The organism is Methanosarcina sediminis, assembly GCF_052056915.1.
Lineage (GTDB): Archaea > Halobacteriota > Methanosarcinia > Methanosarcinales > Methanosarcinaceae > MTP4.
This window is the reverse complement of record NZ_CP195119.1, coordinates 3,638,662-3,662,091: the sequence shown is the minus strand read 5'-3', so window position 1 is coordinate 3,662,091 and position 23,430 is coordinate 3,638,662. Positions and strand designations below refer to the sequence as shown.

Below are 23,430 nucleotides of genomic sequence, written 5' to 3'. Positions count from 1 at the left end.
GGAGAAAAAAAGCGTGGGCAGCCATTTAATTTGCTACTTTTTAATCTTAATATTTTAGTAAAGGCCGCAAAGCTTCGCTTTGCGTGGGCTGCTGACGGGAACTGCCAGCCAGTGAGGACCGCGAGTTCTGAATTGCGAAAATAACAATTAAAAAGGAGTTTTGGATGAGTTTCTTGAAATTTTGTGAAAAATGGCGGTCTGGATACTATCTTTAGCGGCTCCTGTCTCCGCAAAAAAGCTGATATTCCCAACCAGTTTTAATCTGCAAAACCGGAATCAATTGAATCTCCCCTGGAATCCTCCGCAGAAACCGTTTCTGAAATCATTTCAGAAAAACTTTTACTTCCGACTCTTTCATCATCAAACCTTTTAGCTCCAACCTTTTCATCCCCAAACCTCTCGTCTCCGAACCTTTCGTCATCAACCGTTTCGTCATCAAGCATTTCATCCTCAGCCCTTCCAACTTCAACCAGTATTTTCCTCGTCCTGTAAGCCGCAAGCAAAAAACCATAGGTAAGGGGACCGATGATGATCCCTCCAGGGCCGAGAACGAAGAGGGGGGCTGCAAAGGCCACGAGGGTGATTGCGGGATGGATTGCTGCTTTGCTTTTGGCAAGCCTCGGCCTGATGATGAAGTCCGGGACGATGCTCAGGAAAAGGGTCCCGAAGACGAGCAGGGCTGCTGCGGTGAAGTAGTCCTGCAGGAGGGCGTAGTAGAGGGCAAGGAGCCCGAAGACCGTACCTGCGCCGACCACGGGCAGGAGCGCCAGGACGAAGGTAAGGATCGCCCAGATTAGGGGGTAGGGGACACCCAGGAGCCAGTAAAGGATTCCTCCAAATACACCAGTCATGAGGCAGGTCAGGAAGTAGACGTTGAAAAGGTTGTGGTAAATGTGGTTGAGCTCGGTCAGGAAAATTGTCCCTACTTTTTTGTCAGGGAAAAGGTTAGGGAGCTCTGCGGTGATGTTTTCGCTTTCGACCAGCAGGTAGTAGGTCAGGATGATGATCACGGCAAGTTCAACCGTAAGGATGGTCAGGTCCGATGAAACCTTAAATACAAGCCCCTGGATTTCGGGAGCATTGTCCGTTACCAGGGTGTTCAGGGATGAGCCTATGCTCTGGGTCAATTCCCCGGGAGAGGTCGAAATAAAGGGTTCTAAAAGCCCTATGATCTGCCTGAGGTTTATGTTTGCAAAGCCGTTTAACGTATTGGGGATTTCCAGGATTTTTGAGACCTCGTACAGCAAAACCCGGACCGTGCTGACCGTGAAGGCGGTGGCAAAAAGAAAGATCGTGACAAGGGGGATTAAAGCGGAAATTTGCCTGTTTTTCACGAACTTCAGGGAAAAAGCGTAAGCAGGATAGATAATGTACGCAAAAAGCCCACTCAGGATAAGCACATAGAAAAAAGCGGATGTAATGTATAATGCATATAAGGAAACCAGGCTGATTATGACTGCGTAGCCAACTTTCACCGGGTCATAATTTTTCATAAAGAAGGGATAACATAAAATATATAAATAAGTTATCGTCTATAGAACCCGGTCCACATCAGCATAGACAGCATAGACAGGTTCCTGCAGAAAAGTAAATATGAATTTCAGGCATCTTTATTCAGATACCTTTGTTAGACGCCTTTGCTGGACACCTTGTTAAACACTTTTGTTTCAGGCACCCTTTTCCAGATGCTTTTAATTAGCACTTAAGATACTCATGCATTTAAATCAGCACTTGAGATATCCTTTCCGCTCAAGCCACTCGACCTGGGGTCTTGTATATTTCCAGGCTACGTCGGCTTTTGAGTCCTGAACTTCCCAGGGGTTGGCTAAGACAACATCGCCTTCCTTGATCCACATTCTCTTTTTCCTGGACCCGGGAATCCTGCCCATGCGGACGACCCCGTCCATGCACTGCAGGCTAACCCTTTTCGAGCCAAGTAAACTAGCAACCGTTGCAAGGATTTCGTTTTTGTCTCTTCGGGGAGTACGTACCCTTGTTACTTCCGGACTGTCTCCTGATTTTACTACTTTGCTTGAACCTAACCTTCTTTTTCTCATATTACTTCTGTAATTTGCCAGATTAACACCTCGTTGTGTGATTTTTCAAATTCAATTTAGAAAGACTCCGCCTAAGCGGATAGCAAATATTCTGAAAATAAGATTATACAGAACTCATTAAACAAAAAAACAAAAACAAAAATGAGTTTTGAATAACAGATTACAGACCTATTTAGCTTCCATCAGTTATATGGCAGTCAAATTATATAAATGTATTTATGAAAATTTGAGGACGATAAAAAATCTTGCAAACAAACAAACAAACAAACAAACAAACAAACAAACAAACAAAACAAACAAAACAAACAAAACAAACGAATAAAAAATATTCCAAGAACCCTATCCGGAAATCTGAAGAAAAAAGCATAAGCCAGCTTAAGGCAAAAACAAACAAACAAACAAACAAAACAAAAAAATGAAAATGGATAAGTGTTAATGTAAACAAAGTTACAACAAACACTTAGTATCTGTTTTCTCTGGGTTTCCTGTGGTTGGGAAGACAATCTCTGCAGTAGACGGGTCTTTCCGGGTCAGGTTTGAAAGGTACTTCGGTTTCAACACCACAGTCAGAACAGATTGCTTTGTGCATTTCCCTGGGGCCTCCGAAACCACCGCGGGAATTGTTGCCTCTGAAACTGTTTCCTCTGTCATTAAAAGCCATTTTCTTGTCACCTCCGCTCAAGCGGGTAGTCAATAGTGTTTAAAAATAAGATTGTATAGAACTCTTTGATTAAAAACGAAATTGGTTTTTAACAACAGATGATTATACGTCTCTTTATTTTTAATTACTCATACAGGACGTTTATGATATATAAACATAACCCACAAAAGATGCCGCTTCGTAAACAATTAGTCTAAAAATCAAATTAATCATGTAAAAGAGTAATGGAAAAGGTAAAACAATTATCGGTTTTACCTGAGAGAGCGGTTTTACCTGAAATAGACTCTTTTCAGTCTTTAAGGTAACCTTTTCTCTGGAGCCATTCGACCTGGGGTCTTGTGTATTTCCAGGTTACGTCAGCTTTGGAGTCCTGGACATCCCAAGGAGTTGCAATAACAACGTCGCCTTCCCGTATCCACATTCTCTTTTTCTTGGACCCGGGGATCCGGCCCATGCGGACGACCCCGTCCATGCACTGTAAAGCAACTCTTTTCGAGCCCAGAAGACTTGTGACCGTTGCCAGAACTTCGTTTCTCTCTCTCCGGGGGGTGCGTACCCTTGTTACTTCCGGAGTGCCGGGAGAATTGGTTGATGTGTTTGATCCTGTCCTTCTCTTTCTCATTATGCTTCTATAATTAGCCAGATTAACTCCTCGTGGTTTACCCCTCTCATCTCAATTCGGGCCGGTTATATTCCGGCACTATTGGTGGAGAAGCTCTTTATTTTATTATAAATGATATAAGCAAACGTCTATAAAGTTGTAGCTTTATTATAAGCCGATTGTAATCGATTATTAGCTTTTTGCCTAAGGATTGCCTTGCAGAGAGGCGAGCAAAAGTACTTCAAAACTGATTAAGGATTGATGTAATCCGGTTATACCTGCAACAATTAAATCCGAATATTCCCGGAATTTTCCATGCCCTGACAAAAAAGCCCCTGCGAAATGCAGATTTCTTTTTTCGCATGCAAGGAACCCCGATCCAACCCATAGGCGGAACAGGTTACACTGTGCATTTCCGGAGGAACTCTGTTGTCGTCCCGAAACGATTACCCTGTCAGAAAAACTCATTTCTTCATCGCACGTCAGCGAATAATAAACTTCGCCAAAAAGCAATAGATGAATAATTATCACTCAAACAAAAATGAAGTTTTTAATAACAGATTATACGTCTATTAATTTTCGCTGTTGATACAAGCCCCAGCAATGTATATAAAGGTATCCTGAAACAGTCCGGGAAAAGCGACTCGATTAAACTTACAAAACCGTGGCCCTGAAGGTATGGGTTTAAGCCAGTACAGAAAGCTTGAAAAAAAATCAAAAGTTATTTAAAAATATCATTAAAAAGAGGGTAAAGGAGCTGCAGGATAAATTGTCTTTATCTTATCCTGTTCTTCATTTAGTCTTTAAGGTACCCTTTTCTCTGGAGCCAGTCGACCTGGGGTTTCGTGTATTTCCAGATTACGTCGGCTTTGGAGTCCTGGATATCCCAGGGAGTTGCAATAACAATATCCCCTTCCCGAATCCACATCTTTTTGTTCCTGGAACCGGGGATCCTACCCATGCGGACAACTCCGTCCATGCACTGCAAAGCAACTCTTTTCGAGCCCAGTAAACTTGCGACCGTTGCCAGAACTTCGTTTTTGTCCTTGCGGGGGGTGCGAACCCTTGTTACTTCCGGAGTGTCTCCTACTGGTTTAGCGCTTCCTGTCCTTCTCTTTCTCATATTGCTTCTGTAATTAGCCAGGTTAATTCCTCATCTCTTGGTTCTTATAATTTCCTCCGGGATGGTTTCCCTGAATCGGCATCCTGTCGCTTTTCCGGAACCTTTCGAAATATCATTTTTTACATTATGCAGGCGTGAGGTCGTGTTTTTACCCCGGATTTCACGCACGAAAGCAAAAAACGAGATGCTACTGTGCAAAAGCGGCTGAAGAGTACCAGGAGGAAGAGCAATATATTTATTATAAAAACAAAAAGCAGTTTTTAATAACAATTATACGCCCTTGTTTTTCAATCAAATATTATGCTTATAATATATAAGAGTATCCGGAATTTTGAAATAGGAGGAACAGTTCACAGGTCTGGTCTCTGGCAATTACCCAGATATTTAAACCCGATTTTCCGAGAAACTCTCCATTAAATCGGAACCTTCCGAAGCCTCTGACAAAAATAAGAATCTATTAGATTTAAAGACTGATTGGTGGACAGGTGGATAGGAAAGTAGACAAAAAAAGAAATATGAAGTCTGATAGCTGTAAATACACACAAAAATCCATAGAGGTGGATAAAAAAACTATGATACAGGTGAACAGACAGAGGAACAGACGAATAGACGGACGGCGATTAACCCGGAAATAAGCGGTAAAAATGGAAAAGATGAGCAATAAGATTAATAAAATAAAAAATTATAGGACATAATAACATAATAAACTTTGAAAATAGTATAAAATATGATAAAAGAATAAAAAATTACTACGAAACTGTAACCTATTTATAGTAAAATCCCAGAATTTGTAATCGTCAAAAGTTAACAAACTAACGAAAGAAGCCGACTTACAGGTAAGAAATTTACAGAAAAAATTTACACAGTAGTGAAGGGAAATTCACACCTCAGTGGAATGAAATTCCTTTCAAAGTTGATCCATCCATGTATTCCCAGAATATTCATCATGTATTTCCATTCAAAACTTTAAAGGAAATCCGTTACCCATCTCATATTTCTGACCATGCCATGCTGGAAAGGCAGCGAAGTGCGATAGGATATAATATTCGCCTCCGCTGCATCTTATATCGGTTTTGAAGTATCTGATAAACCGCTATCGGGACTGTTCCCGGAGCGGGAAATCGGTTCATGGCAGTGAACACCGGCTGAAAAATGAATCTCTTCCCCCGTGTTTTTTCAGCTTCCGGCTGTTTTCGTATCCGGTTTGCTGGCTTTTGATGTGCAGAGAAAGTTCCTAAAGAACATTTAGATCTGCAGAGACATTATTTTACAAAGGAGGTGCAATAAAGTGATCAAAAACAAATTATCTACTTTTTCCCTTGCAGCCCTGCTTCTCGCAGTTGCCCTGCTGGCCGCAGGCTGTGTTGATTCAACAGATTCCCCCGAAAACGCAGCTGCTTCAAAAGAAACCGTGGTGCTTGTAACAACCCCCTACGGAACATCCATATCCAGCTCAAACGTCATGAAGCTTGTACTTGAAGAAGCAGGCTATGACACAGAATTAAAGTTGGCGGATGTAGGAGTTGCCTGGCAGAGTGTTGCCTCCGGGTCTTCGGACTTGTTAACAGACGCCTGGCTGCCTGACACCCATAAGCAGTACATGGACAAATACGAAAACGACGTTATCTACGTAAAAAAGAACCTTGAAGGCGGTACCAGGTGCGGGCTCGTAGTGCCAGCATACGTTACTATCGACTCCATCGATGAGTTGAACTCCGAGAAGGAAAAGTTCGACGGAAAAATCATCGGCATTGAACCAGGAGCCGGGATCATGATCAGCAGTGACGAAGCCATTGCAGAATACGGCCTGGATTATGAATTAATGACCGGCAGTGAAGTGAGCATGATCACCACTCTCATGGACGCCATCGATTCCGAGGAATGGGTAGTTATCACCGGCTGGTCCCCCCACTGGAAATTCCAGCGCTGGGATCTCAAGTACCTTGATGACCCGAAAGGCGTTTACGGAGATAAAGGAGATATCGTGACCATCGCCCGGCCCGGCTTAGACGAGGATGCACCCGAAGCCTACGCAATCCTTGAAAGGTTCGAATGGACCCCTGTAGACATGGAAGCCGTGATGTACGACATGGAACAGGGAATGACGGAAGAAGAAGCAGCCGCAAAGTGGATCGAGAACAATCGAGACCAGGTCGACATGTGGCTCGGAAACGAGTAAGTTTCCAACCCCTCTTTTTTTTCCTAATTTTTACATTTATACTTTTGTTGATTTTTTACTTTTATTGATTTTACTGTTGTTTCTTTTTTGCTTTTGTTGGTTTCATTACTGTTGTTTTTTTACTTTTGTTGGTTTCATTACTATTGTTGCCTTTATTTTTACCTAAAAATTTCCCTTTACTTTCAGTTTTTCATCATCAACAGAACTATTTTAACAGAAATTAATATATTAAGTATAACAAATCATTAAAAGAGAACTACACATCGTCAAAACGAGTACTACAAACAATTAAAGAGAGTACTACAAACTATTAAGAAGTGAGCAATTACTCAGAAAAGGAGCTTTTTCATGGAATGGCCCGTAACTCCCGGTGATTATGTAGTAGGAGACCCGAATTCTCCTGTAGCAGTCGTAACCCTTGCCTCGGACTACCGCAGCCTCAACCTTAAAAACTATGCCATCTGTGGGACCTGTTTTACGGAAAACTTCGGGATTGAGAAGGTGATAGTCAATGTGCTTTCGAACCCCAGGATCAGCTGCCTGCTTGTCTGCGGGAAGGAGAGTGACCATTTTGCAGGGCAGTCCCTGCTGGCACTTGCCGAAAATGGGGTTTCGGCTTTCGGGGGGTCACGAAAGATTGTCGGGTCAGAGGGAGTGATCCCTTACCTTAATGAAATCCCGGCGACCTCTATCTCCCGCTTCCTCCGGGAAATAGAAGTTATTGACCTTGTGGAAACTACCGACCCTGCAGTCATCCAGCAGGCAATCGATTCCTGCAACGGAAAAGAAAGAGGCGAAGCCCCGGAGCTTTCCATGCCAGAAATTGATGAACATAGCTGGAAGAAGTATGAAAAAGAGGTAAAGCAAAACGTAATGTCCAGGATAAAAAAAGGGCAACAATAAAAAAAGATTGAAAAGTAAATTTGTAGCTTTTTAGAAATGTAGAAATATTCACAAAAGGCATTTCCTGTTTTCCCGGGCCACCCCTTCATGCCATAGGTTTTGCTGCCTGTTTTTCTGCCGCCTGTTCCAACCTGTGGATGATTTTCTCCGTTGTTACAACCTCGTTTGCGATCAGCCCATAGTTGACATAAGCTGCCTGCGTGGCTTCTTTCCCGGGGCCGGTTGTAGCGTCCTTTACCACGAGCACATCAAAGCCGTGTTCGATTGCGTCCCTGAGGTGGGACTCCACACAGAGGTTTGCGGACATCCCGGCAAGGATGATTGTCTGGATATTCCTCTGTCGGAGCTGGATCTGGACATCCCCGGACCAGAAGTTGCTGAGCGCCTTGTGGGGCGAGAGCACGATGGTATTTTCGTCGGGCTGGAGCTGCGGGTGAAACTCAGCTCCCCAGGTCCCCTTACGGAACATCTTCCGGTCAAACATAAGCCGGTCGATCGGGTTCAGGTGCGACCAGGAACTGAACTCCTCGTCCGAATAGTAGTGCGGGGAATAAACAACCGGAATCCCGATTTCTTTTGCAGTCTGCTTCAACTGCACCAGATGCTCTACAACATGGTTTTCCTTCACGCCTTCCCCGACCAGGTCCCAGACAACACCGCCTTCGGATAAGAAGTCGTTCTGGGGGTCGATTATGAGCAAAGCTGTCCGTTTAAGATCAAGTTCAATAGCTATGTTACCCACTCCCTTTTTGTTGATTTAAGGCACCTTGTTATTAGGAAGGTAATAGATAAAAAGGGTTTATATAAATCACGATATATATTAAAGAATATAATAGTGCAAAAGAAGAAGAAGAAGAAGAAGAAGAAGAAGAAGAAGAAGAAGAAGAAGAAGAAGAAGAAGAAGAAGAAGAAGAAGACATATAAAAATAAGAAACAGAATATAAGAAGGTAAAGGAAAATATATAAAAAGAGAGATATGAGGTATGAATTACTATTACACCCTGCTTCTATTGGCAATATTATTCGAGGTGTTCGGGACCACCTGTATGAAGCTTTCCGAAGGCTTCTCCAAACTGCTCCCTTCAACCCTTATTTTCGTATTTTATGCCATCAGTTTCACTTTCTTCACATTTGCCCTTAAAAAGTTAGATGTGAGCATCGCCTACGCCATCTGGGCAGGACTCGGAACGGCACTGATCACGATAATAGGGATTTACGGGTTCAAAGAACCGGTAAACGCAATGAAAATGGCATCTCTGTTCCTTGTGGTAATCGGAGTGGTGGGGCTGAACCTGAGCGACAGGTTAAGTTGAAAAGGAACCGGTAAACAGGAATCAGTAAAAAAGTATCGAATCCGTTTTCCACCAGCAAAAAATTTCCACAAATAAAGAGCTTCGGGTAGAATAAGTCTGCTTCGTGAGAAAATCCAGAATAGGAAAAGAAGATCAATGAAACGAGCAGAGCAATGAAATGCTGATAATGAGGGTAAGTTTTTGATCGGATCTTGTAAGAAAGCCTTTCAGTTGGTCTATGCACTTAACAAATTGGAGTGGCTTTATTATATACTGGAACTTACCCTCACCCCAGCCTGCGGTATATTTTTCCAGACAATGTTTTTCGCTATCAATTTATTTATTACACCTGATTTACACAGTCCCTATCACAGTCTCCGGTTCGAGCCTGAGTCTGGTTCCGGGTCTGGTTCCGGGTCTGGTTCCGGATCTGGTCCTGGTCTTTTAGCTGATCTCCTTCAAATTCACAGTTTCCGGCACCGTCACATTCACAGTCCCCGGAAAACATGTTGCTAGCTTCGGTGCAGTTCCTGAAACAGCTTCTATTACACTCACCGGAGTATACTCCGGATTGGCATTCATCCATATCTGCTACAGCAGAAACTGCTGAAGGAAGTAAAGTTAATAGCATCAGGATAGCAGACACCGATGCAACAAACTTTACTATTGATTTTCCATCAGGGTTCATTTTTACTCCTTTTTTTCATTTTTAACTCAATTTTTAAGTCAATATATCCCTTTATAACCTAACTAATCCCTTCATAACCTAATTTATCCCTTTGTAAGTCCAATTTACTCTTTTTTAGTTTATTATTCCCTTTTTTTCAGTTCATTTTTCCTTTGAAGTAACATCCTTCATCAATCACGTAAGACCAGGGTAATATGCCGTGATCAAAACCTCCTTTGAAAAGAGAAAATATAAATATACTTTTTTGAATTGTGAGGGATAGAATATGAAAAATGATTTTAAAACTTTATGATACTTCATATTTCTTGATTAAAGGGTAAGAAAATCTTAAATTAAAAATCAAGATGTATTTACTGCCTGAAACGCATAATATACGGAAATCAGGAATGAACACTGGATATATATATTTAGGAAAGATAAATATCATCTTAAACCGAATACGAAAAAAGCCTTAGAAAGGACGCCGAACCTGGGGAAGGTTTATCAAACTTTTTTAGCCAGAATGACAAAACCGTTCACTCTGTTCCCGGTCCTGGTGCTAAACTCCTCAACCCTGAAATAATCGATCTCAAACCCGTTTTCCACCAGCAGGAAAACAAGCTCCTTTTCAGAGAAATGATGTGCGATAAACTCGACTTCCCCGGATTCCGGGTCCCTGGCAAGGAAAGAGCCTTCTTCTTTTGTAAGAGGGAAATCCCGAAGGTAACGCTCCCTGTAAAGCTTCAGGTGCCAGTTTTGGGCGAATTCCGCAATGTAGAGGAAAGCTCCGGGTTTTAAGGCTCGGCAGGCTTCCCGAATGATCAGATGCCTCTTTTTCTTCTCCACAATAGTAGTCAGGAAAGCCTGCATGATAGCCAGGTCAAACTCTCCGGCCCGGAAAGGCAGTTCATCCGCATCTTCCACCCTGAATTTTAGCTTCCCGGACAGGTTCAGGCGACTTGCAGAGTCCTTTGCAAGTTCAATGCCTTCCCTGTTAAGGTCGATTCCTGTAACAGAACAGCCCAGGAAAGCAAGACTGATGCTTACATTCCCGGTCCCGCACCCGATGTCCAGGATATTCCAGCCACCTTCAAGGTAATCGTAAATTACAGGGAAGAGTTCAAGGCTGGAGGGAATTTCTTTCCCTGCAATTCTTGTCCAGTGTGAGCCCGGCATGTAGGACCAATAGAATTTCCTCAAATAAAAATTGTTTTCTACGGAAGCAGGGGGAAACTTCCGGCTCGAATTAAACAGTATTGGAAAGCCAGCCATCCTTATATTTAGAAAATAATGGGAAAAGTATAATTACATATTATTTAATTTTTTTAAAAAAGTTGTAGAGTTAATTGAAGGAAATTGTAGGAACTAAAGTTCAGGATAAAAAGACCACAATTTCTTAAAAATCCGAATGCATGCAACCCGGATTCAAAACGAAACAAGAATACTACACATAAATTGTTCTAAACTCTTTCACGTTAGAAATATTAAATAAAAAGCAAAATATTTAATAAGCTATAGCACAAACTGTTAATAAAGGAATACATTGTTGGTATCAGGATAGTTGGTGGAACTGATATTTTTAGACCGGAAATTGTCGGCTTGATTAAAGGTGATGCTGCAATAGATTGCAAAAAACCCCAAGTGGACACTATAAACAGTTTTTAACGGCGGTTTACGTCTTTATCCGCCTGGAAGCGTGTATGTGATTTGTATGCAGTAGCTGATACCAGAAACAGTTGACAATAGAAATGACCGATGGCAGGAATAGTTGGTGAAAACGTGATCGACCAGGAAACCCTACACGACGGAACTTTAAATCCCTTTATGGAAGAGAAAATCGATGCCCTGAACCAGTTGAGTACTAATTTTGAATTCCTTCCTGATAGGGAGCAGGCTTTCGATGATATGCTCAGGCTCTCCTCGGATAAGGACAAACTTGTAGCTGAAACTGCAGTCAAAACCCTTGAATTGGTTTATCCTCATGTGTCAGACAGGAAAAGACTCTGGACGAAACTTGCAGGTCTCACGGCCAACCAGGCTCCTGGGGTGCAGAAGGCAGCGGTGCATGCCCTTGCTTCCTCTTATACCCTTATGCCCGGAGAACAGAGGGTCTGGAACGACTTTCTGAAACTTGCGGGTTCCGGAACCGATTCCGTAAAAGAATATGCTTTTTCCTGCCTCAAATCAGTTTTCCCCCTGGTCCCTGATAAAACACAGGCATGGAAAGACCTGTTTGAGCTGAGGGAGTCTGCGGATATGAACACCAGGGTTGAGGCTACCCGAACTCTCGGGACGGTATTTTCGCACGTTGAAGATCAGGATAAAGCCTGGAAAGAACTCTTCAAGCTTGCTCTGGAAGAGAGAGGAGCTCTCCAGAAAGAAGCATTTGAAGCCCTTGCTTCCGCTTTTATCCATTCCAGGAATAAAGAAACGGAATGGCAAGACCTTTTAGGGTTAATTGACTCTGAAAAGGGAACTCTCCGGCGGCATGCTGCAGATACCATGTTTCTGGTTTTCCCTCACCTTCCCGACAGGAATAGAGCCTGGTCTACCCTTCTAAGGCTCAGCGGAGCCGCAGACAGTCGTGTGAGGAACAGGGCAGCGGACTCCATTACTTCGTTATTTCCGCACCTTGAGGATAAAGATGGTGCCTGGATAGACCTTACTGAACTTGCGGGAAGTAAAGTCAGCTATATACGGGGAAGAGCTGCCGACACCCTTGTCCAGGCTTTTCCGCATGTATCCGACAAGAAAAAAGCCTGGGAAGACCTCCTCCGCCTGACAGCCGAAAGCCACAGTTATGTGATCAGGAGGGCAATGCATGCCCTCGCTTCTGCCTACCCTTACCTTGCTTTCGATGAGGAAGCTTCTGAAGAATTCTCGAAAATTACAAGAAATCCTGCCTTTGCCCGCAGGAGTGTAGCTTATTCCCTCGCTTCTGTCTTCAAAGAAGGAAATGCAAAAGGACCGGGAAACCCGGAAAAACAGCTCTCTGTTGAACTTTTGAAATTGGCGATCGATGAGGACAGTTATGTCCGGATGGATGCTGCCGACTCCCTTGCATCGGCTTTCCCACACCTACCGGAAAAGAAAAAGATCTGTAACAGACTGCTAAACCTTTCAGCACACCCCAATCCTATAATTCGGAAGGGTGCATCCGTGTCCCTCCGATCCCTCTTTTCCCTGCAAGGAGACCAAAATACAGGCATGAACGAAGGTCCAGATAAGGACATAGAAGTAGGTTCAGAAAAGAACATAGAAGTAAGTTCAGAAAAGGACATAAAAGCAAGCCTGGGACAAGAAATAATAACAGACGTCTGGGAGGAGGTTTTGCGGATGGGTGTCGACAATGAATCCTCTGTCCGCAAGGATGCTGCCGACCTTCTCGCCCTGGTTTTCCCCAAAGTGGAAAATAAAAAGAGTATCTTTTACAACCTTTCCGATCTCTGTTCAGGACCGGACAATTACCTCCGGAAAAGTGCATCGGACCTGCTCGCTCTGGCTTTCCCCTTCGCAGAGGATAAACAGGACGCCTGGGACCAACTTGTGCAGCTTACATCCCATTGGGACAAAGATGTCCGGAAAGGAGCCGCAAAGGCTTTTGCTCCTTCTTTTTCCCAGGTCCCGGACAAAAAGAAAGCCTGGGCAGATCTCCTGTCCCTTACAAACCACAGGGACAGTTCTGTCCAGAGGGCAGCTGTCCGGGCCTTTGAGTCTGCCTATACAGCGCATCCCGACCCTCATCAAGCCCTGGAGAGCCTTAAGAAACTAACTGGTTCAGAGCGCGCTTACGTGCGGAAGTATGCTTTCCGCTCCCTCGGCATAGCCTCCCTCCATGCCGCGGCAAAGGCAAAATCTGAAGCCGAATGCATGTACGGGCTTAAAGAAGCCGTCCTGTATTTCAGGAATTCGGCCAAAACAGCTTCCAACCATCCCCTTCCAGGCTTCTACCTGAACTTCTACGAAGCCTTCCTGAACCTTCTGTCTGCCGGATCTTCCGGAAAATTCTCCGTATCTTCCGATCCTTCCGAGATCGGCAGGGAAGAGTCCGAGAAGTACTTTTCAGCCATGGTCTGTGAAATGGGAGATGTAGATGAAATCGACACCCTCTCCAGAACCTTTAGTAAGTTTGCAAAAATCCTTCAGGAAGCTGCCGAACCCGGCTCAATCGACCTTGCTTCAAAGAAGAAGCTTCTTGAATCTTCTCTCCGGATCTTTGAGGATTCCTGTGCCCTTTTCGAGCGGGTTGAAGAAGAAGTAGTCCTTTCAAAGAAATTTGAACAGAAAGGACATCCTGCCCTGAAGCAGAAGGTTTCGGAACAGAGGTTGAAAGACACCCTTGAAGAAATCAGGGAAAAAGCCCGTTTTGCCTGCTTCCTGGTAAAAGGCACTTCCTCCGAAGAAATCGCCTCTGCCGTCAGCCGTGAAGTCCGGGATTGGACCTTCGAAAGCCCGGCCGACAAAAAAGTCCTCATGCAAAAAATTGAATCCCTCGAAACAATCATCCGGATAAATATTCCCGAAAGCCCTGAAAATAGCCACATCTTCGACCGCCTTGAGGACATCAGGAAAGAAAGACATCTCCTTTCCCGCTGCAGGATAGTAGCCCGCCTCGTAGGCCAGGTGCCAATGGCTATGATCCCGGCCGAAAGGGCGATTGGCTTTTGAAAGCCTATTGAAAGTGTAGGAGAGTGTAGGAGAGTGTAAGGGAGTTTAAGAGAGATTAAGAGGTTTAATGAAAGGGCATTGAATATACCCTGGAATTTTCATTTTTTACTCGAAAACTCAGATAAAAAAGAAATTATGTCTTAGCGGATAGATGGGGTCAAAATCCGAGCCTCAGGGTCTAAAATTCTTGTTTTTTGAATCCTACATAGAAAAAATAATTCTTAAATTATGGACGAAGAACGGCGATTTTTTCTGCTTCCATCATTTACAAGTAACCCGTTCAACCACATTGTTGATTTCTGAAATACCACCACTTAGAGGGTCATATGTCCAATTCTGATCAAAAACATCTTCATCAACACGCTGAGTGTCAAAACTACCGATGGACAATGAAAAAAAGCGATTGCCCTCTTGTTTTTGCTTTTTGCACTGGGAAACAATATTAGAAGATAAACCATAAAGAGCAAAATCTGAAATAACCAGTAAATCCGCTTTTTTGTAATCAGCTTCCGACATCATCCGTACCCCCTCGTGTAAAGCCGGTGCAACATTGGTGCCCCCATGAAAACTCATTTTAAGAAAGTCTATCAAATCCTGAATGCCTTTCGGAGGGGTAAGATCAAGGGTCTCTATTGAAGTACTGAAATTTATCAAATAACATTCCCTCTTTTGAGAAACCGCTCGAGATGACAAACTAAGGGTTAATGCTTTAGCGATATTCTCTGGAGCACCTGACATAGACGCACTAGTATCAACACAAATAATCATCGGCCCCATCTTTTCATCAAAGAGACTCACGGTTTTCCGAATAATCTTTTCAACACTTTCGGTATTGTCGCCTTGTTTAGAAAAACACATCAGTCGATTTTCAACATATTTCAAGTCAAAAAGCAATGCAATATCAGGGTCACTTAATAGAGCCAATTCCTGTGGTATAACATTTACTAAATCTCTACCAAGCTTAATACCAACAATCTCTTCATTGGAATGTATATCCGGTTTTATAACAGAGTATTGAACGGTTGAATTAATAATCTCTGTGCGGTGAGACTGTTGTTCTTTATGTAATCTTCCCATTAATTCACATAAATTACGAACGCTTTCATTATTTTTCAGATATTCTGCCCATTGTTTAAGGAAAGATATGTCTTGCGTACATAATTTGCCAACACTTGAATCCCACAAAAGTCCAGGCTCAATACCCAGGTCATCAAATACCTTTTTCATTTGCTGTAAAGGTTCAAGCCATTCTTTTAAATCTTTTAACAATTGTTTCCGACGATTCTGGATTTCTTCGAGTTGCCATTCAAGTAATTGTTTTTCATACTCCTTTCTCCAGGCTTCTTGCTCATTCCTGCGAATAGCATTAAGGCTTTCTACGATTGACTCTTTCTTCTTTTCCTCTATCTTTTTTTTCAAAGCAAGTGTTTTTTCTTCCCAAAACATAACATTTGCGGATGGTTGAAGTGATTTATATTCCTCTAAATCGCTAACAATTGATTCTTCACACCCGCCATGTGCCTTAAAATCCCATTCTGCAGAGACCAATTTAGACCGATGTCTTTCAAAAGGGTTTGTGTTTTCTAAATAAATGCGAGTTGATCTCTCCCAGTTACTAACTTTTCTACTCAATTTTTTTTCAAGTTCTCCACTGGTTAGATCAGAAAAATCCTTTGAATAAAGAGTATTGACTAATTCCTTTGTTTTAGCAATTTCACGAGTCAGAGATTGCATAAGATTGCACCCTTTCCAACAAGTGTTCGGCATTCAATCTGTGGTTTTCCAAATCTTTGAGATAAGAATTGGATGCATCAAAAACTAATTCTCTTTTTTCAGGAGGTACAAATGGTGTTTCATTCAATTTTTTTTGAGTAACGATATGAGATTTAGTGTCATCAATAATTTCCATAAGTGAACTCAAAGAATCTTCACAAGCTTTAACAAAAGTATCTTTAGTCCTTAAGTCCACAGCCTTTTGAGTTCCCTTTTTAATTTTTATAGGTGGAGTTGAATCAAACCATTTGAGAAATGCATCGTTGTCATAACCGGAATTCCCCCCATAATTTAGCACTTTATCGTTTTTCTCGGCGTCATAAATATTTTCCGTATAAAAGAATGTATCAGATACACCTTTTTCAAGGTCCTTATGGTTCAATTCCCAGCTGTTTAACTTCTCATTGTTAGTGCAGCTAAACTCTTTCACACATTTTTCAATTATTTCATTAATCTGCTCTCTATTTTGTTCAAGTGTCCACAAACAATGCCGTAATATAAGGGCATCAACGGGTATTACCTCGGTGCGGTCACACAAAAATGCAGATGTTTTCAAAATGAGTGCAATTTTCTGCCACCTACGATCAGAAACATAAACTGCAACTTTGGGATTATCTTTATTAAATTCATCAAGTGAAACTCTGATTGAATTTATGATGGTAAATACCTCTCTGGAAATTTGTACTTTAACAATTTCACTGGGAAGTTGCTCAAAATCATCGTGAGAAAACTGTAGTCCATCCGGAATTTCAATATCAATCGAGGCAGCATCGCCCTCAAGTAGTTTTTCAAAATTCTCTCGTTCTTCCACAGGATTTACTATTATTCGCATTACAAAACGGTCATAGAGAGCTTCTAATCCTTGATTGGGCGGTGGAGTCTCATTACTTGCAGCAATCAATGCTTTTAATGGGACTTTTTCGTCTTTTCCGCCATTGCGATAAATTCGTTCATTTATAATAGTCAAGAGTGTGTTTAAAATGGCTGGGCTACTTTTCCATATTTCATCAAGAAAAGCAAAGTCAGCGGTGGGTAAGTAGCCTTCTGTTTTGCGAATGTAATTGTCCTGTTTTAGTTCTCGAATACTTACAGGTCCAAAAACATCTTCAGGAGTGCTAAATCTTTGCATCAGATACTCAAAATGAGTTGTATCTTTAAACACCTTTGATATACGACGGGCAATTAGGCTTTTCGCTGTGCCTGGCAAGCCATATAAAAAAATTGACTGCCCGGAAAGGGCTGAAAGGAGAGAAACTGCAACGACCTCTTCTCGTTCGTACAGTCCATCAGAAAGGATAACAATTAAATCTGTAACTCTCTTTTTCATGGAAGTATTTGCTTGCTGATGACTCATTTTTGATTTCCGCCCCTGGTGCCTGGTTTTTGATTGGGATTTAGTTGTTTACCACGGTTGACTTGATTCAGATCGTGTTGCTGATTCGTTTCTGATGAGCTTTAATCTCGTATTTCGGTCTCCCCCATAAACCACGTTCATCCACCATTAAAATCACCCTAAGAACGATTATCGAGTTAACTACTATAAATATACACTTATGTTTTGTGGTTAATATTTATCGATTTATATATCGACTTTAGACAGTCAAAGGTATTTACATATCTGTAAAGAGGTCTGGAGCATGGTTTTCAGGTGAAGGCCTGGGCCGACATCCTTTCCCTTACAGCCCACAGGGACAGTTACGTCCAGATAGCAACGGCACATGTCCCTGGTTCTGCCTATTCGGTGAACCCTGGACGTTCCTTTTATACCATGCATTTGCAACCCTGCTGCTATACTCACACCGCCCACACCCTTATATCATAAAGCGCCATAGCACCCCTCATGACAAGCTACAAGCTGATGGTAAAGGATGTCATAAAGAAAGCCGACATCCTTCTTGAGGTCGTAGACGCCCGGTTTCCGGACGAGACCCGGAACAGCGAGGTCGAGCGGAATATCAGACGGGCAAAGAAGCCGTTTATAATAGTCCTCAACAAATGCGACCTCGTTTCGAATGAAAAACTTGAGGAAAGCAAGTCCCGACTCTCGAAAATCGCCCCTACGATTTTTGTGTCAGGAAAGGAAAAGAACGGGACAACGATGCTGAGACACAAGATCCTGGAGGTCGCAAGCACAAAGGATCGAGACATCCTGGTAGGAGCCCTTGGCTACCCCAACACAGGCAAGTCCTCGGTAATAAACGGCGTGACCGGGAGAAACAAAGCCAGCACTTCCGCAATTTCCGGTCATACGAGAGGTGTACAGCTTGTGAACGCAGGCTCAAGAATCCGTTTCATCGACACCCCTGGCGTGATACCTTTTGACGAGCACGACGAATACGTCCAGGGCCTGCTCGGAGTAAAGGATACGACCCACCTGAAGGACCCCATCGGTGTGGCCCTGAAGATAATAGAAAAAACCTGCACTGAAAACAAAAAGGCCCTGGAAGCATTCTATAACGTCACAATAGAAGGCCAGGACTCCTATGATGTGCTCGAAATGATAGGCAACCAGTGCAATTTCCTGAAAAAGAAAGGAGAAGTTGACGAAATGAGGGCAGCTGTGAGGATAATCAACGACTGGCAACACGGCCAGCTTGTGATTTGAGCAGCAGATATCGGGAACCGGGGTAAACAGAGTAGCTGGGGTGGCCGGAAGAAACGGAAGAACGTATAATAGATTCATTTCAACCTTTCTTTTTTCCTCACTTTTTTCCCTGTATTTTCCGCTCCATTTTCCCTCTCCTTTTTCCCTGTATTTTCCGCTCCATTTTCCCTCTCCTTTTTCCCTGTATTTTCCGCTCCATTTTCCCTCTCCTTTTTCCCTGTATTTTCCGCTCCATTTTCCCATTCACGGGGCGAAGCAGCTTTTCCCGGGATGGAAAAAAGAAGACCCTCTCGACACTAAACGGAATCTACTTCAGAAAAGCGATTTATAAAAAAGAGAGTATAATATTATCAAGTAACACGATCTGAATTTGGGGTTCAGAGAGTCAATAAATGGGAGGTAATTTTTTGGGAAGTATGATTGCACAGAAGTTCAGGGAAGTATCGGGCAGTGCGCCCGAAACAAGCAGCATGGCGGAAGTTGCGGAAATCGCTGAAGAGGCTTATCTTTACGGCCTGCAGCAGGTCATTTTCTACGAGACGCGCTATAACTACACCCAGGCAGAGGACAGCAACGTCTACGTGGGGATTAACCGCTACTATTTCATCAACGAGGGAAAGCCTATTACCCCCGATTTCAAGGCTATAGTAACGCCGAATGCCACAACGCTCTACGCTACGGCTTTCCTTGACCTGCAGGAGGAGCCTGTGGTTATGGAAGTGCCTGAGATCACAGACCGCTATTTCAGCCTGCAGCTCATGGACCAGTACGGAATTTACTTCCTGTACGCAGGAAACCAGTTCAACGGTACCCGGGCGAGGGCTTATCTCATCGTACCGGAGTTCTGGGGCGGGAAAATCCCGGCTGATTTTGCCACGACGGAAGTGATTCATGCGCCCAGCAGGACGGCTTTTGCAAATATTCGGATCGCTATGATGGAGGGAAGTGAAGAGGAAGTGCGCCATATCAACGCTTTGCAGGACCAGTGCACCATCACACCGCTGAGTAAATGGATTGACAACGGACAAAGGGGAGTTTCCAGGAAAGACCAGGAGCTCTACCCCGGAAATTACCGGACCTTCCCCCGCATGGCCGAACTCGTTAGCAGACAGGTTGACCGGCAGACCGCAGAGGACTTTTTTACCTACATGAACCTGGTGCTCAACGACCCCAGCATGCCGTTAATGAAGGACTCAAAAAAGGAAGCCGAGATGCTCTCCCGTCTGTCGAAGATCGGCATCGGGCCTGGAAAGAACTTCCAGTGGTCCAAACTGGACCGAAAAATGCAAAATGCACTTACCGAGGGTTTCATAAACGGCCATAAGAAGGTCAAGAAAGCGACACAGGAAAACCTGGTTTACATGAACGGCTGGATGGTTCTTAATGCCGAGGGGGGCTTTGACACCGAGTACCTGACCCGGGCGGTCATGGCCGATGCGGGATGGGGAGGTCCCGACTCTAATGTTTCGCACGTCGGAGCGTTCCTGTTCTTAGATTCCGACGGCAAGAACCTGGATGGCAAATACAGCTACACCCTCAGCTTCGACATGGACGAGCTCCCTCCAGTGACCGAATTCTGGTCCATCCCGATCTACGACGCCGACGGCTACTTCGTTGCCAACGAGCTCAACCGCTACACACTCAGCAGTTTCATGGTCGACCGGGAAGACCTTCACATCGAAGACGGAAAGCTCACCATCTACGTCCAGCACGAGAAGCCATCCGATCCTGCCCGGGTTCAGAACTGGCTTCCGGCACCTGAAGGCGGTTTCCGCTTCACGGCAAGGTTCTACGGGCCGAAGATGTCCATTATCGACGGGTCATACAATATGCCAAGGCCGGTGCGGGTGAAATGAGCTGGTTCCGCCGCTGTGGTGAATTAACAGAAGATTGCAAAATGGGGCCAAAAAGCCCCTGACCTCCTTTTTTGGCATGAAAGTCAAAGTAACCGGAATAGTTTCATCCCGGCCGTTCTTTTTCCCGCTCGCGAAGCGAAGCGGCTTTTCCCATTCAAAATAGCAGACGCTGAATATTCAGTAGTTTCCGGTCCGGTTTGCCTGAGCTCTCAAAACCCTGCAATGTACTCACAGGTGGTATTCCAGACCCATGAGCCGGAAACTAAAGATTAAAGAATTGTATGCCAGCATGGACCAGCGTGGACCATCAAGGACCGACTTGCAAAAAGCAGTAATGCTGAAACCCTTTAAGTGTTTGATCCAGACACTTCTTCTTACAAACGATATATCTTAACAAACGTGGGGGGACAATAAAATGAAGAGATTTGCAGTGGTATCACTGGCTGTTCTCATGCTTCTTACTGCATTTGCACCAGCCGCAAATGCACAGGATGTAATTGAGGTCCGCAGTTCAGTGTTCAACGGCACTGATATCGACGACATTATTGATACATACGGCAACGGTACCATCCTTCCAATCGATGGTTCTCGATTTCCGATATTCTACTATGACATTGACGATAACGTGTCAACAGAGATTGTTCTCATTGTCGATGTTCCGGGAACTGAAAACAACATCATTGGAGAAGGTGGCCTCATTTACATAACCACGATTCAGCCGATCGGATACGAATACGAAAACCCGGCTGCTGGCTGGGACAACTACAGCATTATCGGTTTCGGCGCACAGATAGCCGTCCCACTCAAACCTGACAGGGCTGACAAATTTGCCGGGATCGTCCTTGACAGTGATGATAAGTACACCCTCAGAACCGGGGAAACTCTTGAGCTCGGACAGGGATACTCGCTTGAGGCAAAGCAGGTTGATGTTAACGGGGAGAAAGTCTGGCTCCAGTTCAACAGGGACGGAGAATATGTAGACGATGAAATTATCTCAGTCGCAGGGGGCAACACTACCGGCAGCACCTGGGACGTCGAACTCGATGATATAGAGGACGAAGACGATGTCGTTGTCCTCAGGGTACACGTCAACCAGGTCTTCCAGGGTGCGGTCGACAGCATTGCCCAGATCGAAGGGCTCTGGCTCATAGACTACGCAAATTCAAGGACCATTGAATCTGACGATGAATTCGGCGAACTGGATGATGTTGCCATCCTGGGACCAGCCCTCAGGCTAACCAACGAGGATACAATCACCCTTACCAGGGACAGCACAGACAAAATTCTTGAAAACGTGTCCTTCAGGACAGCTGACACCGGCTCCGATGTGCTCAGGTTCTATCTCATGAAGGAAATCAAAGAGCCGGGCATCCATGTCATAGGAGGAGCAGCCTCCTTCAGTGCAAATAACTTCACCTGGGATGCATCCAGCTTTGCAGGCTTCTTCTACGACCTCGATGACAATATCGAAACAGAATCCCTCAGTGTCTCCAACATTGACGGAAACGTGATTCCTGAAGGCAACCTCGTTTACGAGACCCGCATTGAGAAAGTTGACTACGAATACTTCAACGCAGATGAAGGCTGGGACCAGTACCCTGTTATAGGATTCTTTGCAGAAGAATACGTCCCTCTCAAGGAAAACAGGGCCGAAAAACTCTCAAAGCTTGTCCTTGACAGCGATGAAAAGTACACCCTGAGGACCGGCGAAATCCTCGAGCTTGGGGAAAACTATTCGCTCGAAGCCAAACAGGTCGATGTTGAAGGGGAGAAAGTCTGGCTCGAATTCACCAGGGACGGCGAATTCGTAGATGACGAAATCATCTCCGTTGCCACTACCACTGGCTCCAACACTACTGCCAGCACCTGGGACGTCGAACTCGATGATATCGAGGACGAAGACGATGTTCTTGTCCTCAGAGTACACGTCAACCAGGTCTTCCAGGGTGCGATCGACAGCATTGCCCAGATCGAAGGTATCTGGCTCATTGACTACGCAAACGCAAGGACCATCGAATCTGATGACGAATTCGGGAAGCTCGACGATGTTTCAATCCAGGGCGACACCCTTACCATCAGCAATGAAAACACCTTCACCCTCTCCCTGGACTCCGAAGAAGAAATCGCTGAAGGCATGTTCTTCAAAATCGGGGATACCCCTGTCGAGGAACTCAGGTACTTCCCATTCGTTGTGAGGATTCTCGGGGAAATAAACGAAACCACAGGGCTTCCTGAAGTGAATGGAACCGAAATGGGAGAGAACGAAACCCAGCCCGGAGAGAACGTAACCGAAACTTCAGGCGAGAACGGAACTGAAGAACAGGCTGAGGAAGAAATTGAAGAAGAAACTGAAGAAGAAACTGCAGGCAACGACACCGCTGGTGGAGAAACTGAAGAAGAAGGGGAAGGAACTCCCGGATTCGGAATTGTCCCTGGCCTTGTCGGACTCCTTGCAGTCGTCTACCTCTACAGGAGGAAGAACTAAATTCTGAGTGAAGGGTTTTTCTTACCCTTCCCTCTTTCAAATTCTTTTCTGGATAAAGCAGCTTTTTCCGTTTAAGAAGAACTTGAATAAAAAAAGAACAAAACGCCACAGGGCATTGAAAAACAGACAGGAAGCAAACCGCCTGCGGGAAAGAATAGGGAAAATCTGGAATGAAGACTGAAAAGGGTTGAACAAGGTTGAAAAGGAGCTTATTTCCCTGCTCAGGAATAGATTTCCTTAACCCTTCCGACCTGTCCGTCTTCCAGCTGAACCTTTATGCCGTGCGGATGATTCGGGGATTTGGTTAGAATTCGCTTTACGATACCCTGGGTTATTTTCCCGGTCCTCTGGTCCTTTTTTAAGACGATTCCTACTTTCAGGCCGGGTTTGATGTTCGATCTGGTAGTGCCTGCGTTCATGGTGGGAAGGTGAGTCTGAGATTATATAAGGGTATACATTAACAGGAAGATTAAACTGAGGGAGCTGGAACTGAGGCGGATGGCAGGTCTGAGGAGGGTTTTCATGGAAATCTGAGGGAACCGGAAGGAACCGGAATAATG

The 23,430-nt window shown here is 44.2% G+C and carries 20 protein-coding genes; 8 read left to right on the top strand and 12 right to left on the bottom strand.

From position 1 onward, the window contains the following. Nucleotides 1-257 precede the first annotated feature (257 nt). Together ACSAZK_RS16045 and eif1A (ACSAZK_RS16040) are read right to left on the bottom strand one after the other, a co-directional pair. Entirely contained in the window at nucleotides 258-1,493 is a 1,236-nt protein-coding gene (locus tag ACSAZK_RS16045; RefSeq protein WP_440955044.1) for an AI-2E family transporter, read from the bottom strand. Nucleotides 1,494-1,724: 231 nt separating this feature from the next. After that, nucleotides 1,725-2,057: a translation initiation factor eIF-1A gene (gene eif1A, locus ACSAZK_RS16040; protein WP_440955043.1), complete on the bottom strand. Its 333-nt coding sequence runs from the start codon at nucleotides 2,055-2,057 to the stop codon at nucleotides 1,725-1,727. A gap of 245 nt (nucleotides 2,058-2,302) precedes the next feature. Here eif1A (ACSAZK_RS16040) and ACSAZK_RS16035 point away from each other — a divergent pair, with 245 nt between their 5' ends. Continuing rightward, a complete protein-coding gene (locus ACSAZK_RS16035; RefSeq protein WP_440955042.1) occupies nucleotides 2,303-2,476 on the top strand; it encodes a hypothetical protein in 174 nt (57 codons plus the stop codon). A gap of 41 nt (nucleotides 2,477-2,517) precedes the next feature. Here the strand turns inward: ACSAZK_RS16035 and ACSAZK_RS16030 are convergent, their stop codons facing one another. The 3 genes from ACSAZK_RS16030 to eif1A (ACSAZK_RS16020) form a co-directional block, all read right to left on the bottom strand. Further along, on the bottom strand, nucleotides 2,518-2,718 hold the full coding sequence (locus ACSAZK_RS16030; protein WP_048179445.1) for a CxxC-x17-CxxC domain-containing protein: 201 nt from the start codon (nucleotides 2,716-2,718) through the stop codon (nucleotides 2,518-2,520). Nucleotides 2,719-3,007: 289 nt separating this feature from the next. Continuing rightward, the gene (gene eif1A, locus ACSAZK_RS16025; RefSeq protein WP_440955041.1) at nucleotides 3,008-3,340 is read right to left on the bottom strand and encodes a translation initiation factor eIF-1A; all 333 of its coding nucleotides are present in this window, start codon (nucleotides 3,338-3,340) and stop codon (nucleotides 3,008-3,010) included. A gap of 775 nt (nucleotides 3,341-4,115) precedes the next feature. After that, entirely contained in the window at nucleotides 4,116-4,442 is a 327-nt protein-coding gene (gene eif1A, locus ACSAZK_RS16020) for a translation initiation factor eIF-1A (RefSeq protein ID WP_048179450.1), read from the bottom strand. Between the two features lie 1,288 nt (nucleotides 4,443-5,730). Between eif1A (ACSAZK_RS16020) and ACSAZK_RS16015 the strand changes: the two genes are divergently transcribed. Both ACSAZK_RS16015 and ACSAZK_RS16010 read left to right on the top strand, forming a co-directional pair. Next, nucleotides 5,731-6,621, top strand: a complete 891-nt coding sequence (locus tag ACSAZK_RS16015) for a glycine betaine ABC transporter substrate-binding protein (protein WP_440955040.1) — start codon at nucleotides 5,731-5,733, stop codon at nucleotides 6,619-6,621. Nucleotides 6,622-6,969: 348 nt separating this feature from the next. Continuing rightward, the gene (locus ACSAZK_RS16010) at nucleotides 6,970-7,524 is read left to right on the top strand and encodes a tetrahydromethanopterin S-methyltransferase subunit A (protein ID WP_440955039.1); all 555 of its coding nucleotides are present in this window, start codon (nucleotides 6,970-6,972) and stop codon (nucleotides 7,522-7,524) included. Between the two features lie 85 nt (nucleotides 7,525-7,609). On the opposite strand, the gene ACSAZK_RS16005 is transcribed toward ACSAZK_RS16010, so the two are convergent. After that, entirely contained in the window at nucleotides 7,610-8,224 is a 615-nt protein-coding gene (locus ACSAZK_RS16005) for a cysteine hydrolase family protein (RefSeq protein ID WP_440955038.1), read from the bottom strand. Nucleotides 8,225-8,507: 283 nt separating this feature from the next. Here ACSAZK_RS16005 and ACSAZK_RS16000 point away from each other — a divergent pair, with 283 nt between their 5' ends. Then, nucleotides 8,508-8,837 (top strand): DMT family transporter, encoded by a 330-nt coding sequence (locus ACSAZK_RS16000; protein ID WP_440955037.1) that lies wholly within the window; start codon nucleotides 8,508-8,510, stop codon nucleotides 8,835-8,837. Between the two features lie 322 nt (nucleotides 8,838-9,159). Here the strand turns inward: ACSAZK_RS16000 and ACSAZK_RS15995 are convergent, their stop codons facing one another. Together ACSAZK_RS15995 and ACSAZK_RS15990 are read right to left on the bottom strand one after the other, a co-directional pair. Further along, on the bottom strand, nucleotides 9,160-9,402 hold the full coding sequence (locus ACSAZK_RS15995; protein ID WP_440955036.1) for a hypothetical protein: 243 nt from the start codon (nucleotides 9,400-9,402) through the stop codon (nucleotides 9,160-9,162). 585 nt (nucleotides 9,403-9,987) lie between these two features. Continuing rightward, the gene (locus tag ACSAZK_RS15990) at nucleotides 9,988-10,659 is read right to left on the bottom strand and encodes a class I SAM-dependent methyltransferase (protein WP_440955035.1); all 672 of its coding nucleotides are present in this window, start codon (nucleotides 10,657-10,659) and stop codon (nucleotides 9,988-9,990) included. Between the two features lie 579 nt (nucleotides 10,660-11,238). Here ACSAZK_RS15990 and ACSAZK_RS15985 point away from each other — a divergent pair. Continuing rightward, nucleotides 11,239-14,151 (top strand): HEAT repeat domain-containing protein, encoded by a 2,913-nt coding sequence (locus ACSAZK_RS15985; RefSeq protein WP_440955034.1) that lies wholly within the window; start codon nucleotides 11,239-11,241, stop codon nucleotides 14,149-14,151. A 261-nt stretch (nucleotides 14,152-14,412) separates the two neighbouring features. Here ACSAZK_RS15985 and ACSAZK_RS15980 read toward each other — a convergent pair whose 3' ends face one another. The 3 genes from ACSAZK_RS15980 to ACSAZK_RS15970 form a co-directional block, all read right to left on the bottom strand. Further along, nucleotides 14,413-15,885: a VWA domain-containing protein gene (locus ACSAZK_RS15980; RefSeq protein ID WP_440955033.1), complete on the bottom strand. Its 1,473-nt coding sequence runs from the start codon at nucleotides 15,883-15,885 to the stop codon at nucleotides 14,413-14,415. After that, nucleotides 15,866-17,251 (bottom strand): AAA family ATPase, encoded by a 1,386-nt coding sequence (locus tag ACSAZK_RS15975; RefSeq protein ID WP_440955032.1) that lies wholly within the window; start codon nucleotides 17,249-17,251, stop codon nucleotides 15,866-15,868. The genes ACSAZK_RS15980 and ACSAZK_RS15975 overlap by 20 nt, the downstream gene beginning before the upstream one ends. A 273-nt stretch (nucleotides 17,252-17,524) precedes the next feature. Beyond that, nucleotides 17,525-17,698 carry a hypothetical protein gene (locus ACSAZK_RS15970; RefSeq protein WP_440955031.1) on the bottom strand — a complete coding sequence of 58 codons (174 nt, stop codon included), beginning with the start codon at nucleotides 17,696-17,698 and terminating at the stop codon, nucleotides 17,525-17,527. Nucleotides 17,699-17,764: 66 nt separating this feature from the next. Here ACSAZK_RS15970 and ACSAZK_RS15965 point away from each other — a divergent pair, with 66 nt between their 5' ends. The 3 genes from ACSAZK_RS15965 (at nucleotide 17,765) to ACSAZK_RS15955 (ending at nucleotide 22,870) form a co-directional block, all read left to right on the top strand. Further along, entirely contained in the window at nucleotides 17,765-18,529 is a 765-nt protein-coding gene (locus tag ACSAZK_RS15965) for a GTPase (RefSeq protein ID WP_440955030.1), read from the top strand. A gap of 416 nt (nucleotides 18,530-18,945) precedes the next feature. Next, entirely contained in the window at nucleotides 18,946-20,385 is a 1,440-nt protein-coding gene (locus ACSAZK_RS15960; RefSeq protein ID WP_440957046.1) for a DUF1254 domain-containing protein, read from the top strand. A 415-nt stretch (nucleotides 20,386-20,800) separates the two neighbouring features. Further along, a complete protein-coding gene (locus tag ACSAZK_RS15955) occupies nucleotides 20,801-22,870 on the top strand; it encodes an S-layer protein domain-containing protein (protein ID WP_440955029.1) in 2,070 nt (689 codons plus the stop codon). Nucleotides 22,871-23,091: 221 nt separating this feature from the next. Here the strand turns inward: ACSAZK_RS15955 and ACSAZK_RS15950 are convergent, their stop codons facing one another. Then, nucleotides 23,092-23,289: a YwbE family protein gene (locus ACSAZK_RS15950; RefSeq protein ID WP_440955028.1), complete on the bottom strand. Its 198-nt coding sequence runs from the start codon at nucleotides 23,287-23,289 to the stop codon at nucleotides 23,092-23,094. Between the last annotated feature and the right edge of the window lie 141 nt (nucleotides 23,290-23,430).

What these genes read in the sequence shown, in the direction of transcription:
- ACSAZK_RS15950 (WP_440955028.1), bottom strand. Translation starts at nt 23,289, where the DNA reads ATGAACGCAGGCACTACCAGATCGAACATCAAACCCGGCCTGAAAGTA.
- ACSAZK_RS15970 (WP_440955031.1), bottom strand. Translation starts at nt 17,698, where the DNA reads ATGCATGGTATAAAAGGAACGTCCAGGGTTCACCGAATAGGCAGAACC.
- ACSAZK_RS15955 (WP_440955029.1), top strand. Translation starts at nt 20,801, where the DNA reads ATGAAGAGATTTGCAGTGGTATCACTGGCTGTTCTCATGCTTCTTACT.
- ACSAZK_RS15980 (WP_440955033.1), bottom strand. Translation starts at nt 15,885, where the DNA reads ATGCAATCTCTGACTCGTGAAATTGCTAAAACAAAGGAATTAGTCAAT.
- ACSAZK_RS16000 (WP_440955037.1), top strand. Translation starts at nt 8,508, where the DNA reads ATGAATTACTATTACACCCTGCTTCTATTGGCAATATTATTCGAGGTG.
- ACSAZK_RS15975 (WP_440955032.1), bottom strand. Translation starts at nt 17,251, where the DNA reads ATGAAAAAGAGAGTTACAGATTTAATTGTTATCCTTTCTGATGGACTG.
- ACSAZK_RS16010 (WP_440955039.1), top strand. Translation starts at nt 6,970, where the DNA reads ATGGAATGGCCCGTAACTCCCGGTGATTATGTAGTAGGAGACCCGAAT.
- eif1A (WP_440955041.1), bottom strand. Translation starts at nt 3,340, where the DNA reads ATGAGAAAGAGAAGGACAGGATCAAACACATCAACCAATTCTCCCGGC.
- ACSAZK_RS15995 (WP_440955036.1), bottom strand. Translation starts at nt 9,402, where the DNA reads ATGGATGAATGCCAATCCGGAGTATACTCCGGTGAGTGTAATAGAAGC.
- ACSAZK_RS16045 (WP_440955044.1), bottom strand. Translation starts at nt 1,493, where the DNA reads ATGAAAAATTATGACCCGGTGAAAGTTGGCTACGCAGTCATAATCAGC.
- eif1A (WP_048179450.1), bottom strand. Translation starts at nt 4,442, where the DNA reads ATGAGAAAGAGAAGGACAGGAAGCGCTAAACCAGTAGGAGACACTCCG.
- ACSAZK_RS15990 (WP_440955035.1), bottom strand. Translation starts at nt 10,659, where the DNA reads ATGCCGGGCTCACACTGGACAAGAATTGCAGGGAAAGAAATTCCCTCC.
- ACSAZK_RS15960 (WP_440957046.1), top strand. Translation starts at nt 18,946, where the DNA reads ATGATTGCACAGAAGTTCAGGGAAGTATCGGGCAGTGCGCCCGAAACA.
- ACSAZK_RS15985 (WP_440955034.1), top strand. Translation starts at nt 11,239, where the DNA reads ATGGCAGGAATAGTTGGTGAAAACGTGATCGACCAGGAAACCCTACAC.
- eif1A (WP_440955043.1), bottom strand. Translation starts at nt 2,057, where the DNA reads ATGAGAAAAAGAAGGTTAGGTTCAAGCAAAGTAGTAAAATCAGGAGAC.
- ACSAZK_RS15965 (WP_440955030.1), top strand. Translation starts at nt 17,765, where the DNA reads ATGACAAGCTACAAGCTGATGGTAAAGGATGTCATAAAGAAAGCCGAC.
- ACSAZK_RS16030 (WP_048179445.1), bottom strand. Translation starts at nt 2,718, where the DNA reads ATGGCTTTTAATGACAGAGGAAACAGTTTCAGAGGCAACAATTCCCGC.